Genomic DNA, 16,754 nt, shown 5'->3' on the forward strand with positions numbered 1-16,754 from the left:
TAAAGGCAACATCCTAGTATTGCCTATGGGAAAGTGCTTACATACATCAATGCGACGAAAAAAGGAGCTGTTCGCTTGGATACATCGAAACTGCCCAAAATGTTATATGGCGGAGATTATAACCCGGAACAATGGGACGAATCGGTCTGGCCGGAGGATATGCGCCTGATCCGCCTTGCCGGCATGGACATCGCCACCGTCAACGTCTTCTCCTGGGCGCTCTTGCAGCCAGACGAGAATACCTATAACTTCGAGACGCTCGACCGCATTATGGACATGCTTCAAGAGAACGGCATCCATGCTTGTCTGGCGACCGGCACGGGCGCTCATCCGGCATGGATGGCGCGCCAATACCCGGAAATTCTGCGCGTCGATTTCGAAGGACGCAAGCGCAAATTCGGCGGTCGTCACAACTCCTGCCCGAGCAGCGAAGCGTACCGCGCGCATTCCGTCCGCCTCGCAAGCAAACTTGCGGAGCGCTATAAGGATCACCCCGCCCTCTTGCTGTGGCACGTGTCGAACGAATACGGCGGCGACTGCTACTGCGACAACTGCGCCGCTCGCTTCCGGCTGTGGCTGCAGCGCAAATACGGCACGCTGGACAAGCTGAACGAGCAGTGGAACACCCGCTTCTGGGGCCACACGTTCTACGACTGGGAAGAGATCGTCCCGCCGAACGTCCTCTCCGAGGCTTGGGAAGGCGACAGAACGAACTTCCAAGGCATCTCCCTCGACTATGCCCGCTTCAATTCGGACGGTATGCTGGAGTGCTACAAGCTCGAATACGACGCGCTGAAGGCGCACACGCCGGACGTGCCGGTGACGACGAATCTGATGGGCACGTACAAGCCGCTCGATTATTTCAAGTGGGCGAAGCATATGGACATCGTCTCGTGGGACAACTACCCGTCGGCGGACACGCCGGTCAGCTTCACGGCGATGACGCACGACCTGATGCGCGGCCTGAAGGACGGCGCGCCGTTCCTTCTGATGGAGCAGACGCCGAGTCAACAGAACTGGCAAGCGTACAACACGCTCAAGCGTCCCGGCGTCATGCGGTTGTGGAGTTATCAGGCCGTGGCCCACGGCGCGGACTCGGTCATGTTCTTCCAGCTCCGCCGCTCCGTCGGCGCCTGCGAGAAATACCATGGCGCGCTGATCGAGCACGTCGGCCACGAGCACACGCGCGTCTTCCGCGAATGCGCGGAGCTCGGCGCGGAGCTCTCGAAGCTCGGCGACGCGTTCCTCGGCGCGCGGGCGGACAGCAAGGTCGCGATCATGTACGACTGGGAGAACCGGTGGGCGATCGAATATTCCAGCGGCCCGACCGTCGCGCTCAAATACGTGGACGAGGTGCACAAATATTACGACGCGCTCTATCAGCTCGGCATCAGCGTCGACATGGTCAGCTTCGAGAGCGACCTGAGCGGGTACGACGTCGTCATCGCGCCGGTCATGTACATGGTGAAGCCCGGCCTTGCCAAGCGAATCGAAGCGTATACGCAGAACGGCGGCACGTTCGTCACGACGTTCTTCAGCGGCATCGTCAACGAGAACGATATCGTCACGCTCGGCGGTTATCCAGGCGAACTGCGCGGCCTGCTCGGCATCTGGGCCGAAGAGATCGACGCGCTTTTCCCCGGCCATACGAACCGGATCGTCATGAACGAAACGTTCGGATCTCTGCAAGGCGAATACGATTGCTCGATCCTGTGCGACCTGATCCATGCCGAGACGGCGGACGTGCTGGCCGCATACGGGCAAGATTTCTATCAAGGCATGCCGGTACTGACGCGCAACCGGTTCGGCTCGGGCGAAGCGTATTACGTGGCGTCGAGTCCGGAAGCGAGCTTCCTGCAGGGCTTCCTCGGCGAGCTATGCGCGCGGCGCGGCATCGCGCCGCTGCCCGGCGTCGCCCAAGGCGTGGAGGCGACGCGCCGCGTGAAGGACGGACGCTCGTATTTGTTCGTGCTGAACCACAACGCCGAAGCCGCCAGCATCGACCTGAAGCACGGGGGCACCGATCTGTTGACGGGCGCATCCCTCTCGGGCGTCAGCGAGATCGCGGGCCGCGGCGTCTTGATCGTGGAGGAAGCGCGTTAAGCGCTAGCGCGGGATAAGGTCTATTGTCTACCAGACGAGCCGGACCGCTATTTGGGTGCAAGCGAACGATTGCCATTCGCGTCGCCCGCTTCATGCGGCGACGGCGCAAAAAGTCAAAGAAGCTCCCCTTTCGCACGGGCGAAAAAGGAGCTTCTTTTATTTGTCGCGGCGACGTTCGGCCGGGCCCGATGAGCGGATTCGAGAGCATCGGGAAGAACTTCCAACCGGCGCGCCGCGTTACACCGGCGCGCCGTGCCGATCGTACACGTCCAGCGCCGCCTGCACGGCTTCGCCGGCCGGCAGCTTGAGCCCGTGGCGCGCCAGCACCGCTTCGAACGCGCCGAGCGTGTGCAGCACGTTTTTGCGGCTGCAGCTGTAGCCCATCGTGCCGATGCGCCAAATTCGACCCTTCAACGGGCCGAAGGAGCTGGCGATCTCGATACCGAACCGATGCAGCAGCATCGAGCGGACCGACTCGCCGTCGATGCCGTCCGGGATCGCGACGCACGTGACGACCGGCAGTTTGCACGACGGATCGCCGTAGAGCGGCAACTCCATCGCCGTAATGCCGGCGACGAGCGCCTCCTCGTGCAGCCGATGGCGGGCGAACCGCGCCGTAAGCCCTTCCGCCAGCAGGATGCGAAGCCCTTCGTGCAGCCCGTACAGCATCGAGGTCATCTCGGTATGATGATTCAACCTAGCCGGGCTCCAATAGTCCTGCAGCTGGCTTAAATCCAGGTAGTTGCTCTGAATGCGGAAGCCGGTCGCCGCGTTCTCGTCCGCATCGCCGGAACGAAGTCCGCGCTCGACCCGCTTGCGGGTGAGTATCTTCCTCTCCGCCCGCTCGTTGTACGTAATCGGCGACATGCCGGACGGCACGGAGAGACACTTCTGCGTCCCGCCGATGACCGCGTCGAGGAACCAGGCGTCGCTCTCGACGGGAACGCCGCCGATCGTCGCCACCGCGTCCACCGCGAGCAGCACGTCCGCCTCCCGGCAGGCGCGTCCGATATCCGCCAGCGGCTGCAGCCGGCCGGTCGACGTCTCGCCGTGCACCAACGCGACCAGCTTCGGCTTCTCCCGATGGATGGCGTCGATAACCTCCTGCGGATCGAACACCTCGCCCCACGCGCGCTCGATGATCGACACCTCGGCGCCGCAGCGCTCGGCGATCTCGACCAGCAGATGACCGAATCGGCCGTAGATCGGCACGAGCACGCGGTCCCCCGGCTCGATCAGCCCGGTCAGCACCGCCTCGATGCCGGAACGCGACGTGCCGTCGACCGGGTACGCCCACTGGTTGCCCGTCTGGAACAGCTCCCGCAGCATCCCCATCGTGTTGTTCATCAGCGCCGTGAATTCCGGATCGAACTGGCCCAATATCGGATACGACATCGCCCGAAGCACGCGCGGGTCGACCTCCACGGGCCCGGGCGTCATGATCGTGCGCGGCGACGGCGACAATTCTGGATATGCGTTCATGATCAAAAGCTCCTTTTAATGGTCAATTCGAAAGCGGGTCAGCGGTAGGCCAGCTCGTACAAGGCGGCGGCCAACACGCGGACGCCATCCTCCAATTGCGCGGGCGTCGTGTACTCGTCGGGCGAGTGGCTAATGCCGCCCCGGCTCGGGACGAACAGCATCGCCGACGGACATAGGCCGCCCATCAACTGGGCGTCGTGCCCCGCGCCGCTGACCATCCGGCGATGCGTCAAGCCCGCCGCTTCGCCCGCGCGCTCGAGCAGCGCCGCGAGCGAAGCGTCCATCGGCGCAGGCGCCGTGGCCAGCCAGTTGACCGCTTCGAACGCCAGCCCCCGCCGCGCGGCGATCGACTCGAACCGCGCGAGCGCAAGCGTGCAGAAGCGCGCAAGCTTCTCTTCGCGGTCCAAGCGAATGTCCAGCGTGAAGCGGACGCGGCCCGCGACGACGTTCGGCGTGTTCGGCTCGGCATCCAGCCGCCCGACGGTCGCGACGAGCGGATCGCCCTGCTCGAGCGCCATCGCCTCCAACGCGGCGATCATCTCGGCCGCGCCGGCGAGCGCGTCCTTGCGCAGCCCCATCGGCGTCGTCCCCGCATGATTGCTCTCGCCCGCGAGCGTCACCGCGTAGCGCCGCTGGCCGACGATCGTCTCGACGATGCCGATCCGCTCGCCGCCCCGCTCCAGCACGATGCCCTGCTCGATATGCAGCTCCACGTAAGCGGCCAGATCCGACCTTCGGCAATCCGGTTGTTCCGGAGCGCCGAAGCCGACCGTCTCCATCGCTTCGCGCAGCGTGATGCCGTCCGGGTCCGATGCCGCGTCCGCGAGCGTCCAATCCTGACGGCCGCACACATGCCCAGAGCCCCAATACGCAACCGGGAAGCGGCTTCCCTCTTCTTCGCAGAACGAGACGACCTCCAGCGTCCGCTTCGGCGCGCCGAACGTCCGGGACAGATACGCCAGCGCAGCGATGCCCGCGGCAATCCCGTAGGCGCCGTCGTACTTGCCGCCGCGGACGACAGTATCGACGTGCGAACCGGTTAGAATGACGTCCGCGCCGGCTTCCGTCCCTTCCAGCCGGCCGAACAGATTGCCCGCCCGGTCGAAGCGCGCGGACAAGCCCGCCTGCCGCATCCGCCCGGCCAAAAAATGCTGCGCCTCCGCCCACGGCTTCGTATACAGCAGCCGGGTCACGCCCCCCTCCGGGTCGGCGCCGAAGGCGGCCAGCTCCTCCAATAACGGCAGGAGACCGGCGGAGGCTTCGCGATGTTCGAGTGGATTCAATGCCGATCTCCCCTTATCTTAGCTATTTTTAGAAGCGTATCGAGGGGCGCACGAGCTCGCCGCATCCGGGTAGCAGCACCCCTTCGCGCCGGTCGTACACCGTCATCCCGCGCACGAGCGTCGCGTCGACCCGACAGGAGAACGTTCTGCCGATATACGGGCTGTGCTTATGCAGCTGCAGCAAGTCTTCCTCGCGCAGCGTATAGCCCGCTTCGGGATCGAGGATCGCGATGTCGGCGTCGAACCCGACCGCGATCTCGCCTTTGCGCGGGTACAGCCCCAGCCGCTTGGCCGGCTCGGCTGCCGTGACCGCCGCGATCCGCGCGAGCGGAATGCCCCGCGCGAGCGCTTCATGCACCATCAGCTCCAAGCTGCTTTGCGCGCCGGCGATACCTCCCCACGCGTCGGCGAAGGTTCGGCCCTCCATGCTCTTCATCGACCAAGGACTCGGCGAATGATCCGACGCGACGATATCGATGCGTCCTTTGGCCAGATGGCTCCACAACCGCTCGACCTGCTCCGCATCCCGCAGCGGCGGCGCGCACTTGGCCACCGGGCCGAGACGCTCCATGTCGTCCGCCGTGAGCGTCAGGTAATGCGGACAAGTCTCGACCGTCACGTCGAGTCCCCGCCACTTCGCCTGCTCGATCAGCTCGACCGCGTCCGCGCTGCTGATATGCACGAAATGCAGGCTGCAGCCGGTATCTTCGGCCATCGCGATCGCCTGCGACACCGCGGCAAGCTCCGCCGCGACCGGCCGGGCCTCGATGAACGCCCGCGCGTCCAGCCTTCCTTCCGCCGCCGCTTGCGCGTGCAGCGCGTTCGTCATCGCTTCGCTCTCCGCGTGCAGGGCGACCATGCCGCCGAGAGATGCGATCCGCTTCATCCCTTCATACAAAGTCGCGTCGTCCACCTCGCGGAAGCGCCCTTCGCCTTCCCCGCCCGGATTGGACATGAACGCCTTGAAGCCGATGACCCCTTCCGCGTGCAGACCGGCCAGCTCCTCTGCGTTGCCCGGCACGAGACCGCCCCATATCGCGTAATCGACCGCCGAGCGGCCGGCCGCGAGCGACTGCTTGAGCCGCAGCGCTTCGAGCGTGACCGTCGGCGGGTTGCCGTTGAGGGGCATATCCGCGTAGACGGTAACGCCGCCGGCCGCGAGCGCGGCGGAGCCGGCCTGGAAGCCTTCCCAATGACCGTAATTCGGTTCGTTGAAGTGAACGTGCATATCGATCATGCCCGGCAGCGCGAGTTTGCCCCGCGCCTCGATGACGCGGTCCGCGGCCAGCGCCGACAAGCCCGCTTCCAACGCGGAGATCCGTCCGTCCCGAATGCCGATATCCAATCTGCGCACAGCCTGCGAAGTGACGACCTCCGCGCCGCGAATGAGCAAATCAAAGCCCTCTCCCATGCGAACCCCTCCTTCTCAGCTTCCGCGATAGGTGCTGTAGCCGCCCGGCGCGACGAGCAGCGGCACATGATAATGCGCCTGCGTATCGCCCACGCGGAAGCGGACCGGCACCGCATCGAGGAACAACTCGCTCTCGGCCACGCCCCGCCGCGCCGTGAAATACTCGCCAGCCGCGAATATCAGCTCGTACAAGCCGGCTTGCAGCTCCTCGCCCTGCAGCAGCGGCGCGTCCGCGCGGCCGTCGCCGTTCGTGCGGATTTCCTTGAGCCGCACGGAAGCCTCCTGCCCGCCGCCAAGCCGCCACAGCTCGATCCGAAACCCGACGGCAGGGCCGCCAACCGACATATCCAGCACATGCGTCGTCAACCGACCGCTCATCCCCAGCGCCTCCTCATGCTTTCGCCCTGGCCGCTCATCCTACTCCCCGAACGCGATCAGATCCTCCAGCCGCAACCGCGTGATCCGGCCGATCTGCCGCATCGCCTCCTCGCGCTCCTGCTCCGCCGTGTTGCCGATGCGCGCCGCCATGGACGCCTCGATATCCGCCTTCGTTCTCCCCCGTACCGAGAATATGAACGGGAAACCGAACTTCTCCATATACATGCGATTCATCGTCGTAAAGCGCTCGTACTCTTCCGGCGAGAGTCGATCGAGTCCCGCGCCCTGCTGCTCCTTGACCGAATACTCGCCCATCGCCATGCGCGTCGCCAAGTCCGGATGCTTCCGTATAAAATGCAGCTCCGCGTCGTCCGGCGCCTGCCGCACGATCCGCAGCATCGTCTCGTGCAGCTCCGCGCCCGAACGGTAAGGACGTCCCTTCTCCGCCTGCTCCGTCACCCAAGGCGAATGCTCGAATATCGCGTTGAACGTCTCGAGGAACGCTTCCTTGCTTAGTTCGTTTACTTGTTCGATTGACAGCTTCATGTCCAATCCCCCTCATGCGCGGCGACCGCTTCCGCTTCGACCTCCGGGAAAGGCCCGATCACGACCGGTTTGCGTCCTCTGGCGAACACCTCGCGGCAAGGGAGATCGAGCGTCGGATTCTGCTCGTCGTTCCCGTCAGCTGCGCCAGTCTTTCCCCCGAAATCGCGTATACGGCGCGCCCGACGTGCCCCAATAGATCGAACCCGCGCGCATCGCGCAAGGCTCGTCGGACGTATACAGCGTGCAGTCCCGCAATTGTTCTATGGCATAGCGCTTGGAGGCGGCTTCCATTAACGTCGTCTCCCCGTTCCCCGCGCCTCCTCCAAATCACGCGCCGCCCTCCATTGTACGCGGCAGCCGCTTCGTTATCCAAACTATAGGTTCAGGCGCATCATGCGTCAATTAAGCTCACGCCCCATTTGGGGAAGGTGATGAAAGGCATGAAGCGAATTTGTGCACCATGCCGCCACGAGGCGTGAGGACGGTTCTCGTAAAAAGCGGCCCTGACCCGATACGGTTCGAAAACGATCCCCTCCGACGCCAGCCACCCGACAAGACTACTGACGCTCCAGCCGCTTGCGGAACGTGAACGCGAGCTTCAACCGCATCAGGTCGTTCATCTTCTTGAAATCGACCTGCAGCAGCTCGCTCAGCTTCTCGATCCGGTACGTCGCCGTGTTGCGGTGGATGAACAGCCGTTTCGCCGTCTCGCCGAGCTGACCGTCGCACTCCAAATACGTCTCGAGCGTGCGCAGCATCTCCTGCGCGTAGTCCGGCTCCTTCTCCAGCAGCGCGCCGAGCCAGCGATCGCAGAACGTCTTCATCCGTTTCTCCGATACCTGCTCGAACACGAGCGCCAAATCCAGCGATTCGTAGGCGATGATCGCGCCGCTTAGCTCCCAGTCGACCGCCAGCTTGCGGGCGCGGCAGCATTCGTCGAACGCCTCGAACAGCTGCTCCCCCTGGCGCTTGCGGCTGCTCACGATCGACTGCGGCTCTCGGCCGCCCCGCTGCCAATCGGCGAAGAAAGCCCCGAACGCGGAGTGAATCCGCTCCTCCGCTCCGCCTTCCTCGTCCGGCACGATCGTGAGCAGCCCCTCTTCGAGCGCGACGTGAATACCCTGCAGCTCCTGGATGCGCGCATGGCTGAGGAAGGCGTCCTTCAGCCCTTCGATCTGTTCCAACCGCTGCTTGGGGACCGGCGCGGCCGGAAGATCCGTCAGTACCGCCCGATACGGCTGCCGGAGCAGTTCGATCTCCCAACGTTCGGCGTACGACTGCAGCGTGACAAGCGGAAGACCGTGCTTCAAGCAGCGCTTGACGAGCTGCGCGAAATCCTTTTGCACCGAGATCGCGAAATAATCCTCGAGCCGCAAATTCGTATGATGCGCGATCAGCTCCGCCGCCTGCGAATAGAGTCCTTCCTCCATCGCGGAGAGGAACGGCTGCGGACTGAAAAACAGCGCAAACCCGGTGCACCTCTCCTGCCGCATGAGCGGAATCCGGTACGCCTGCCACCCCGGCGTCTTCATCCACTGCGCATGGATCGGCCACGGGCGCTTGGCGAGCAGCTGTTCGTCGGGAACGCCGGAGTCATTGTGCATCATTTGGCCGCGCGAGCCGACGACGGCGAGCGGATGTCCGATCACCTCGGCGACCGAATCGAACAGACTGCCGATCGGCTCCGCCCGCAGCGCGAAGCGCATGAGCCTCACCTGCTTGCCCATGACGTCCTGCATCGCGCCGGTGCTGCGTTTCATCTCGTCGCGGAACAACCCGTTCATTTGATCGGAGAAGGTGAATTGGTACGGCAGCTGGATGAGCGGAAACCCGAGCTCGTTCGCCTTGCGGACGAGATTGGCCGGAATTTCGGTCCAGAACCGCCCGAGCTTGATGCCGAGCCCCGCGGAGCCGCATTGGTTCAACTTATACAGCAGCGCCTCGGCGTCCTCCGGCTCGTCTTTGATGAGATAAGCGGTCGTGAACAGCATCTCGCCTTCCTTGATCCAATCCGTAATGTCCGGCGCATCCATCACATTGACCGATTTCACGATCCTTCGCTTGCCCGCCTCGCCCGCGATCAGTTTCGCCTCCGACAACGGATAGACCGACAGCGCTTGTTCCACCGTCATATACATTGCACGCACCTCCGCAAATGACAAGCTTTTCTTCGTGTTATATAACCTTACATTATGCGAAGAGGTGCTGAACTTCAAGACCAAACGTTAACCAAACTTTCAAGTCAGCCTCGTTATTTTGGAAAGGGTTCACAAAATCTCAAATTGAGCCTCTGGTTTCACAGTCAAGCCATCGGCCATGCGCTATAATGGATCTACCTTCATTTGGAAACGGGAGTGCTGCGCTTGCCGAAAACGAAAATCTTCCTGAGCTCCGTCAACGAAGACGGCCTCCGGCCGCTTCGCCAGCATACGTTCCGCGAGCTGCATGGTCTCGGGCACGAACCGCTCATGTGGGAGGAGAATCTCGGGCCTTGGCCGATGCACGTCAATCCGGTCGTCAAGTGTTTGGAGGCCGTTGCAGAATCGGATATTTATTTATTATTTATTGCGACCAAAGCCGGAACATACTATCCCGACGCCAAACGCACGGTGACGCATCTGGAATTCATCAAAGCATGCGACCGCGGCAAAACGGTGCTCGTATTCGCGGACATTGAAGTGAAAGCGCTCTTTTTCGGCAAAGCGAAGCCTCGGATCGACGCCTACCGCGAGCATATGAAGCTGGAGGCGCGGCGATATCCGGAGCCGGAGGAGCTGCTGGCGATGCTGGCCGGCCACGACGATTTGCCGAAGCACATCGACCCGTACGTGTGGTTCTTCCTGCACGACATGATGACGCGCGGCGTGTTCATGGACGATTTGCGGCATGGCGTGCCGGTCGACTGGCGGACGTACTTGAGCGATTTGCTGCGGCGGGGGACGATTTTGCTGCCGATGGAAAGCTCCTTCCTCGCGAACCAAAGACGGGTCGAGCTGCTGGACGAGGCGTACCAGGTGGTCTCGGACCTCGTGCCGATGCTGCGGATGGCGCCGCTGGCGGATTGGACCGTTTTCCTGCGCCATATCGTGGGACGAATGGACGGCGGGCGGATCGAGCACCGGTACGGCGGTTTCATGACCGAGACGGCCGGGACGTACGAGGCGTGCGTCGCCGCCACGCTCTACCGGTACGACGACGAGCAGAACCGGCTGCTGTACGCGGGCGGTTCCGGCTCCGAGGCGGGGCCGGCCTTTTATTCGCTGAGCCGCAAGGATTCCTACGTCGTGCTGACCTATAATATGGGCCACGGCGCGCAGGCGGTCTACTTCACGGACGCCAAGCGCATGTTCTACTGCTGCATCCGCAGCGGACGCTACGTGCTCACCTTGCATATCCCGTCCGGCCCGAGCTGGAACGCGGAGCGCTTCATGCTCTACCAAGAGAGTGTAATCGATGGTATAATCAATAAAAATCCGTACATGATCGAATTTATCAAAATGGTCTTAGGAGGCTTGCAGTCATGAGCGTATTCGTCCTGAAGGAAGGCAAAGTATCGCTTGCCGTCGGCGCGCAGCCCAAAGACGCGTTATTGTTCGCTCCCTCCAAGCAGGCCGCTCAGGCGATCCAAGAGGACCGCGCCCGCTGGAAGCGCGAGAGCGAGCTGCTGCGCGAGCGTTTCGCGCTGGCGGCGCGGCGGTAACCGATCGGTGTAGCAAATACGGCTTCGCATCCCGTCTCGGGAAGCGAAGCCGTTTTGTTGTTTATCGTGCATATCCTCACGACGAAGAGGCTGGGCCATGGTTGCAGCCCGCGCTCCTCTACCACCCGATCACCGAGCCGTCGCTACGCGGGTCGGCCGCCCCGCTGATGACGCCGTCTTCGCCGATCGCGATGCCCTGCGACTGTCCCGTCCGACCGTCCCACGCGTCCAATATCTCGACCTGGTGGCCCATCGCCCGCAGCCGTTCCGCCGTCGCTTCGCCGCACCGGCTCTCGAGTTTGAGCGTATCGCTGTCCTCGCCCCAAGTGCGCCCGTATATCCAGCGCGGCAGCCCGATCGCCTCTTGAATCGTCAGGCCGTAATCGAGCACGCCGGTGACGACGGACAGCTGCGTTTGCGGCTGGCCTTCCCCGCCTTGCGTGCCGTAGAGCAGGCAAGGCTTGCCGCCGCGCGCGACCATGGCCGGCATAAGCGTATGAAAGGAGCGTTTGCGCGGCTCCAGCACGTTCGGCGACGACGGGTCGAGACTGAAGAACGAGCCCCGGTTCTGCAAAATAACCCCGGTATCTCCCGGCACATAGGCCGCGCCGAAGTCGAAGTAGAGGCTTTGGATGAACGAGACCGCGTTGCCCGCTTCGTCCACCACGGCCGCGTAAGCGGTGTCCTGCCCCATCGCGTTCGAGAGGAACGGCGCCGGCGCGGGCCAGGCTTCGGCGATCTGGTCCCACAGCCCCCGCGCGAAGTCCTTCGACAGCAACCGCCCCATCGGAATGGCGTTGAAATCCGGATCGGTCAGCACCGCGTCCCGCTCGCGGAACGCCTTCTTCACCGCTTCGGCGGCCAGATGGTAGAAGTCCGCGGAATCGCGCGGAATGCGCGCAAGCTCCGTATGCTCCAGCATGTTCATCATAAGCAGCATTGAGAAGCCCTGGGAATTCGGCGGCATCTGGTACAGCTCGTAGCCCCTGTACGAGACGGACAGCGGCGTCACCCACTCGCCCGCGTGCTCGCGAAAATCCGCCTCGCGCAGCAGGCCGCCGTCCCGCTCGATCGCCTCGGCCATGCGCGCCGTGAAGTCGCTCGCATAGAACGCGTCGCGCCCGCCGCTCTGCAAGAGCCGCAGCGTCGCCGCAAGCTCCGGCTGCGCGAGACGCTCTCCTTCCCCGATCAGCTCGCCGTCGTCCGTCACGTACAGCTTGGCAAGCGGCGGATGCGCGCGAATGAGCCCTTCATCCTTCTCGATCCATGCCCGCAAATGCCGCGACACCGGGAAGCCTTGCTCCGCATAGCCGATCGCCGGCGCGAGGAGATTCGCCCACGGCAGCTTGCCGTAGCGGCTCCATACGCTCCACCAGGCGTCGACCATGCCCGGCACCGTAATCGCGCTCTCCGCGCCCCGCTGGGGAATGCCGCTCATCCCGCGCGAGGTATAGCGCTCCGCCGACGCCAGCTTCGCGGAGCGGCCGCTTCCGTTATAGCCTTCGAACTGCTTCGTATCCGCATGATAGGACATGAAGAACGCGTCTCCGCCGAGTCCGGTCATATGCGGATAGACGACGGCCAGCGCCGCGCTGATCGCCACCGCCGCGTCGAAGGCGTTGCCGCCCTGCCGCAGCACCGCCGCGCCGACCGAGCTGGCCAAATAATGAGGCGTCGCTACCATGGCCCCGTATACTTTCGGCATCCTATTTTGCATCCTGGTCCCCTCCTTGGCTCGCGACAAAGGCGCACGCGGCAAGCTTGCCTGAATAAGTGCTCTCATTGTAGTGCGGCGAGGTTTGGACCATCAACGGCTCCGAAACGATTTTGTCCTTTATTCTAACACGCCCTCTTTATTTTGTTCGTTGTGCACATGGGCGCGTCAAAGCCGGCATCGCCGAACTTCTGGAGAAGACGGATAAGTCCCCCTCCGATTGTACATATTAGGGCGTGAACAAACTCAAGCGAAGAGGAGCTTGCCCATGAAAAAACTGCTGCTCGCTGCGCTGCTGGCCTTCGGCTCGGCCGCCGCATTCCCGGTAGCGATCGGCGTGGCGAACGCGGCGGATACGGACACGTATACCGTCAAGCCCGGCGACACAATGTGGTTTATTTCCGTCCGCTACCAAATCGGCTTGTCGGAGATTATTCAAGCCAATCCGCAAATCCGTAACCCGGCGCTCATCTATCCCGGCCAGAAGCTGACGATCCCGCTGCTCACCGCGACCAAATCGTTCGAAGCCCAGGTCGCCAAGCTAGTTAACGCCGAGCGGGCGAAGGCAGGTCTCAACCCGCTCTCGCTCAATTGGCAGCTCTCCCGCGTGGCCCGCATCAAATCGGAGGATATGCGCGACAAAGTCTATTTCTCGCACAACTCCCCGACGTACGGCAGCCCGTTCGATATGATGAAGGCGTTCCGGATCGGCTATTCCTACGCGGGCGAGAACATCGCGGCCGGCCAGTCGACGGCGCAGGCGGTCATGACGTCCTGGATGAACAGCCCCGGCCACAAAGCGAACATCCTCAGCCCGAACTTCACCGAGATCGGCGTCGGTTACTGCACCGGCGGCAGCATGCGCGTTTATTGGACGCAAATGTTCATCAAGCCTTGAGCGAGCGCAGCTTGCTCGAACAATGCAAAAAACGGTCAGACAGGAGCAGCCTGTTTGACCGTTTTTCGTTCTATTCGGACGGAGCGTCCTTCTATGGCGGCATCCGCTTAGTAAGCGTTGACCCCCAGCGCGTTGATCGTCTCTTCAATAAAGTACGGCTCGTCATCCGGCGTGCGCGACGTGATCCAGTTGCGGTCGACGACGACTTGCTTGTCGATGAACCGGGCCCCGGCGTCGTTCAATTCCGCGTGCAGCTCCGGATAGGCGGTAATGTTCCGCCCTTGGATGAGCCCCGCTTTCTCGAGCAGCAGCGGACCGTGGCAGATCGCCGCGATCGTGATGCCCTGCTTGTCTACCTCCCGCACGAAATCCAGCACGCGCGAATCGTTCATCAGCTGTTCGGGCGAATGGCCGCCCGGAATGATGAGCGCCGAATAATCTTCGGCTTTCGCCTCTCCGATGCCCAAATGGGTCGTGTAGGCGGTACCGTTTTTCCCCTTCAATTCGGCCTTCTTCTCCAGTCCGATAATAACGGCTTCATGGCCGTTTTTCGTTATCGCCTCGAACGGATTGACCATCTCGGAATCTTCGAATTCGTTTGCTAGCAGAAACGCGACCTTCTTCGGCTGCCCTGTCATGCGGTCCACTTCCTTTCGTCTATCTCAAAAGTTAGCGCCCTACTGTCAGGCTGCTTATGGTGTATTACCACGGCCGGCGGGTCGGGAAACAAACTTATTTCTTGACATTTTTTTGAAAATCTAGCGCGCGAGTCTAAATCTTTCTGGCAATCTATGATACAATGTATTCTCCTACTAGCCGTCCTGAAACAAAACCAGCCTAGATTCGTCTAAAGAACAGGCAGGAGGAGAGATGCAAGATGAATACCGAGTATCAAACCGCTCCGCACGCGATGATGGAGCGCAAAACCAAACGCAAGGCGGGCCCGTCGCCGCTTGCGTTTCTGCTCGTCTGGGTGCTGTTGATCGGCACCGGCGTCTTGGGCGCGATCTGGTATACCGGCAAAATCAAAGCCGATATCGCCCAAGACGTCGGCGCGCAGACGTCCGGCCAGATCACGGCGATGCAGCAGCAGTATGACGCCAAGCTGACCGCGCTCACCGCGCAGTATATGGACGATTTGACCAAGCTGCAGGGCAAGGTGGACGCGCTCAACGAGCTGCTTCAGTTCTCCAAGGACAACATGAGCTCGAAGACCGACAACAGCAACAAGCTGTATACGCAGCTGAGCGACGTCAAGAAACAGCTGGATCAGTTGAAGAAAGAGCTGGATTTGCTGAAATGAACATGACCGTCAAACAAATGAACCGGTTCGGCCTGCTCGTCACCGGTCCGTTCTTCGGGGCGCTGCTCTGGCTCATGCTCGCCCAGGTGTCCGTCACGCTGCCCGGCAGCGCGTACCCGTCCGTGCCCGAAAGCCCGTCGGCCTTGGCGCCGGAGAATACGCAGACGCTCATCGGCTCGCTCGATACCGCCAAGCAAACGGCCATTCATACGGCGCAGTCCATCAAGCGCACGGTGCAGTTATATACGAAAACGAACGAAAGCATGAACGCGATCGCCAAGACGGCGGCCGCCCAGGCGGGGAGACCGGCGTATATTTACGACCGCCGCATTACGCGCCGGATCGGCGCCCCATCCAAGACGATTCAGTCCGGCAATATTACGGCGCAGCTGTTCGCGATCCATGCGCAGAACTTCAACGGCTACGCGTTGAAAGTGAAGCTGAAGAGTCCCGAAGCGATGCGCATGGTGCTCGGCAAAGACAAGCTCGGCGGCGCGGAGACGACGCTCGCGGCGGTCCGGCGCACCAAGGCGATCGCCGGCGTCAACGCGGGCGGCTTCGCGGACAGCGGCAGCAAGCGATATCCGCTCGGCACGACGATGGTGAACGGCAAATACGCCGGCGGCTTCGAGCCGACGCGCAAAGACTTGTTCTTCGTCGGGTTGAACGACGAATTGGAGCTCGTCGGCGGCAAGTTCGCGAGTCAGGCGCAGCTCGACCGGCTGCAGCCGAAATTCGGCGCCACGTTCGTCCCGGTGCTCATGAAGAACCGCGTCATCCAGCCGATTCCATCCAAATGGCAGACCAGTCCGGCGAGGGCGCCGCGCACGGTCATCGGCAATTACAAGGACAATCAGCTGCTCTTCCTCGTCGTCGACGGGTATAACGAGAACGGCGGATCCGGCGCGACGCTGTTCGAGATGCAGCTGCTGCTCAGCCGCTTCGGCGTCATCGACGGGTATAACCTCGACGGCGGCGGATCCTCGTCGCTCGTGTTCGACGGACGCATCGTCAATCATCCTTCGGACGGCCGGCTGCGGCCGCTCCCGACGCACTTTTTGTTCTTCGATTAATAAGCTTGGACGGCATGCGAACAGCCGGTTGACCGCAAGGGACGACCGGCTGTTTTTTTGTTGCGTTCGCGGCTAACGCAGAGCCATGCTCGATTGGCAGTACGATTCGTTAGCCGAGGCTTATGTCCAACCCGCACGTCGCCAGCACGATCTCCCCTTCGAACCCCGCCGCCGCTTCTTCCGCCAGCTTCGGCAGCTCGCCGAAATGCGGCAAATGCGTCAGCACGAGCTTGCGCGCGCCTGCTTCCTTCGCGAGTGTCGCGACTTCGGCCGCATTCATGTGACCATACTCGGACGCCTCCATATCGGCGTAGAACGACGTCTCCGCGATCAGCACGTCCGCATCCGCGCAGTGCGGGATCAGCCGTTCATCGAACGTCGTGTCGGCCGTGTATACGAGCTTGCGCCCGCCGGCTTCGAATGCCATGCCGAGGCAATAGACGCCGTGATACGTCTTGAAGAAGGTCACCGTCAGATCGTCCAACTTCAGCTTGCGGCCCGCCCCGACCGGATAAATAACCGATCCTTTCATCGACTTGTACGCGATCTCCGCCTCGGATTCGCCCGCGAAATAAATCGGCAAATTGCCTTGGCGCAGCGCAAGGTCCGACTCGATGAGACAGCCGTACTGCAAGCACCCCAGATCGGCCGTATGGTCGTAATGGCGGTGCGAGACGAACGCGCCGTCCAGCGCATGGAGCGGAATGATCCGCTGCAGCGCGGACAGCACGCCGCTGCCGCAGTCGATCAAATATCGTTTGCCGCCGCCCGTCTCGAGCAAATACCCCGCCGTCGCCTCTCCCGCCTTCGGGAAAGCGCCCCACGGGCCGAGCACCGTTACTTTCATCGTCATCTCCGCCTCT

At 62.4% G+C, this 16,754-nt stretch carries 16 protein-coding genes; 6 read left to right on the top strand and 10 right to left on the bottom strand.

The window, feature by feature from the left end:
- The first annotated feature begins 75 nt into the window (after window positions 1–75).
- Window positions 76–2,103 (top strand): beta-galactosidase, encoded by a 2,028-nt coding sequence (locus BCM02_RS25920; protein ID WP_148932027.1) that lies wholly within the window; start codon window positions 76–78, stop codon window positions 2,101–2,103.
- 237 nt (window positions 2,104–2,340) lie between these two features.
- Here the strand turns inward: BCM02_RS25920 and BCM02_RS25925 are convergent, their stop codons facing one another.
- From BCM02_RS25925 to BCM02_RS25955, 7 genes are all read right to left on the bottom strand, one after another.
- Window positions 2,341–3,585 carry a pyridoxal-phosphate-dependent aminotransferase family protein gene (locus BCM02_RS25925; protein ID WP_148932028.1) on the bottom strand — a complete coding sequence of 415 codons (1,245 nt, stop codon included), beginning with the start codon at window positions 3,583–3,585 and terminating at the stop codon, window positions 2,341–2,343.
- Between the two features lie 38 nt (window positions 3,586–3,623).
- Window positions 3,624–4,868 (bottom strand): Zn-dependent hydrolase, encoded by a 1,245-nt coding sequence (locus tag BCM02_RS25930; protein ID WP_148932029.1) that lies wholly within the window; start codon window positions 4,866–4,868, stop codon window positions 3,624–3,626.
- Window positions 4,869–4,896: 28 nt separating this feature from the next.
- Window positions 4,897–6,279, bottom strand: coding sequence for an allantoinase AllB (allB, locus tag BCM02_RS25935; RefSeq protein WP_148932030.1), 1,383 nt, complete (start codon window positions 6,277–6,279; stop codon window positions 4,897–4,899).
- A 15-nt stretch (window positions 6,280–6,294) separates the two neighbouring features.
- On the bottom strand, window positions 6,295–6,657 hold the full coding sequence (uraH, locus tag BCM02_RS25940; protein WP_148932031.1) for a hydroxyisourate hydrolase: 363 nt from the start codon (window positions 6,655–6,657) through the stop codon (window positions 6,295–6,297).
- A 39-nt stretch (window positions 6,658–6,696) separates the two neighbouring features.
- The gene (gene uraD, locus BCM02_RS25945; protein ID WP_148932032.1) at window positions 6,697–7,203 is read right to left on the bottom strand and encodes a 2-oxo-4-hydroxy-4-carboxy-5-ureidoimidazoline decarboxylase; all 507 of its coding nucleotides are present in this window, start codon (window positions 7,201–7,203) and stop codon (window positions 6,697–6,699) included.
- A 135-nt stretch (window positions 7,204–7,338) separates the two neighbouring features.
- Complete coding sequence (locus tag BCM02_RS36140) at window positions 7,339–7,494, bottom strand: tRNA-specific adenosine deaminase (RefSeq protein ID WP_246183551.1); 156 nt, start codon at window positions 7,492–7,494, stop codon at window positions 7,339–7,341.
- Between the two features lie 266 nt (window positions 7,495–7,760).
- Window positions 7,761–9,341, bottom strand: a complete 1,581-nt coding sequence (locus BCM02_RS25955) for a PucR family transcriptional regulator (protein ID WP_148932033.1) — start codon at window positions 9,339–9,341, stop codon at window positions 7,761–7,763.
- Window positions 9,342–9,566: 225 nt separating this feature from the next.
- Between BCM02_RS25955 and BCM02_RS25960 the strand changes: the two genes are divergently transcribed.
- On the top strand, window positions 9,567–10,727 hold the full coding sequence (locus BCM02_RS25960; RefSeq protein WP_148932034.1) for a DUF4062 domain-containing protein: 1,161 nt from the start codon (window positions 9,567–9,569) through the stop codon (window positions 10,725–10,727).
- Complete coding sequence (locus BCM02_RS25965; RefSeq protein WP_148932035.1) at window positions 10,724–10,903, top strand: hypothetical protein; 180 nt, start codon at window positions 10,724–10,726, stop codon at window positions 10,901–10,903. The genes BCM02_RS25960 and BCM02_RS25965 overlap by 4 nt, the downstream gene beginning before the upstream one ends.
- A gap of 118 nt (window positions 10,904–11,021) precedes the next feature.
- Here the strand turns inward: BCM02_RS25965 and ggt are convergent, their stop codons facing one another.
- Complete coding sequence (gene ggt / locus BCM02_RS25970; RefSeq protein ID WP_148932036.1) at window positions 11,022–12,620, bottom strand: gamma-glutamyltransferase; 1,599 nt, start codon at window positions 12,618–12,620, stop codon at window positions 11,022–11,024.
- A 265-nt stretch (window positions 12,621–12,885) separates the two neighbouring features.
- Between ggt and safA the strand changes: the two genes are divergently transcribed.
- A complete protein-coding gene (gene safA, locus BCM02_RS25975; RefSeq protein WP_148932037.1) occupies window positions 12,886–13,515 on the top strand; it encodes a SafA/ExsA family spore coat assembly protein in 630 nt (209 codons plus the stop codon).
- Between the two features lie 107 nt (window positions 13,516–13,622).
- Here safA and BCM02_RS25980 read toward each other — a convergent pair whose 3' ends face one another.
- Complete coding sequence (locus BCM02_RS25980) at window positions 13,623–14,153, bottom strand: type 1 glutamine amidotransferase domain-containing protein (RefSeq protein ID WP_148932038.1); 531 nt, start codon at window positions 14,151–14,153, stop codon at window positions 13,623–13,625.
- A gap of 239 nt (window positions 14,154–14,392) precedes the next feature.
- On the opposite strand from BCM02_RS25980, the gene BCM02_RS25985 reads away from it, so the two are divergent.
- The gene (locus tag BCM02_RS25985; protein ID WP_246183552.1) at window positions 14,393–14,818 is read left to right on the top strand and encodes a coiled-coil domain-containing protein; all 426 of its coding nucleotides are present in this window, start codon (window positions 14,393–14,395) and stop codon (window positions 14,816–14,818) included.
- Complete coding sequence (locus tag BCM02_RS25990) at window positions 14,815–15,891, top strand: phosphodiester glycosidase family protein (protein ID WP_148932039.1); 1,077 nt, start codon at window positions 14,815–14,817, stop codon at window positions 15,889–15,891. The genes BCM02_RS25985 and BCM02_RS25990 overlap by 4 nt, the downstream gene beginning before the upstream one ends.
- A 109-nt stretch (window positions 15,892–16,000) precedes the next feature.
- Here the strand turns inward: BCM02_RS25990 and BCM02_RS25995 are convergent, their stop codons facing one another.
- Window positions 16,001–16,744, bottom strand: a complete 744-nt coding sequence (locus BCM02_RS25995) for an MBL fold metallo-hydrolase (protein WP_148932040.1) — start codon at window positions 16,742–16,744, stop codon at window positions 16,001–16,003.
- Between the last annotated feature and the right edge of the window lie 10 nt (window positions 16,745–16,754).

This window comes from Paenibacillus methanolicus, assembly GCF_008124765.1.
Lineage (GTDB): Bacteria > Bacillota > Bacilli > Paenibacillales > Paenibacillaceae > Paenibacillus_Z > Paenibacillus_Z methanolicus.

Excerpts from the sequence above, each read along its gene's own strand:
- BCM02_RS25995 (WP_148932040.1), bottom strand. The coding sequence starts at position 16,744 with ATGACGATGAAAGTAACGGTGCTCGGCCCGTGGGGCGCTTTCCCGAAG.
- BCM02_RS25985 (WP_246183552.1), top strand. The coding sequence starts at position 14,393 with ATGAATACCGAGTATCAAACCGCTCCGCACGCGATGATGGAGCGCAAA.
- uraD (WP_148932032.1), bottom strand. The coding sequence starts at position 7,203 with ATGAAGCTGTCAATCGAACAAGTAAACGAACTAAGCAAGGAAGCGTTC.
- uraH (WP_148932031.1), bottom strand. The coding sequence starts at position 6,657 with ATGAGCGGTCGGTTGACGACGCATGTGCTGGATATGTCGGTTGGCGGC.
- BCM02_RS25990 (WP_148932039.1), top strand. The coding sequence starts at position 14,815 with ATGAACATGACCGTCAAACAAATGAACCGGTTCGGCCTGCTCGTCACC.
- BCM02_RS25965 (WP_148932035.1), top strand. The coding sequence starts at position 10,724 with ATGAGCGTATTCGTCCTGAAGGAAGGCAAAGTATCGCTTGCCGTCGGC.
- allB (WP_148932030.1), bottom strand. The coding sequence starts at position 6,279 with ATGGGAGAGGGCTTTGATTTGCTCATTCGCGGCGCGGAGGTCGTCACT.
- safA (WP_148932037.1), top strand. The coding sequence starts at position 12,886 with ATGAAAAAACTGCTGCTCGCTGCGCTGCTGGCCTTCGGCTCGGCCGCC.
- BCM02_RS25955 (WP_148932033.1), bottom strand. The coding sequence starts at position 9,341 with ATGTATATGACGGTGGAACAAGCGCTGTCGGTCTATCCGTTGTCGGAG.
- BCM02_RS25925 (WP_148932028.1), bottom strand. The coding sequence starts at position 3,585 with ATGAACGCATATCCAGAATTGTCGCCGTCGCCGCGCACGATCATGACG.
- BCM02_RS36140 (WP_246183551.1), bottom strand. The coding sequence starts at position 7,494 with ATGGAAGCCGCCTCCAAGCGCTATGCCATAGAACAATTGCGGGACTGC.
- ggt (WP_148932036.1), bottom strand. The coding sequence starts at position 12,620 with ATGCAAAATAGGATGCCGAAAGTATACGGGGCCATGGTAGCGACGCCT.
- BCM02_RS25980 (WP_148932038.1), bottom strand. The coding sequence starts at position 14,153 with ATGACAGGGCAGCCGAAGAAGGTCGCGTTTCTGCTAGCAAACGAATTC.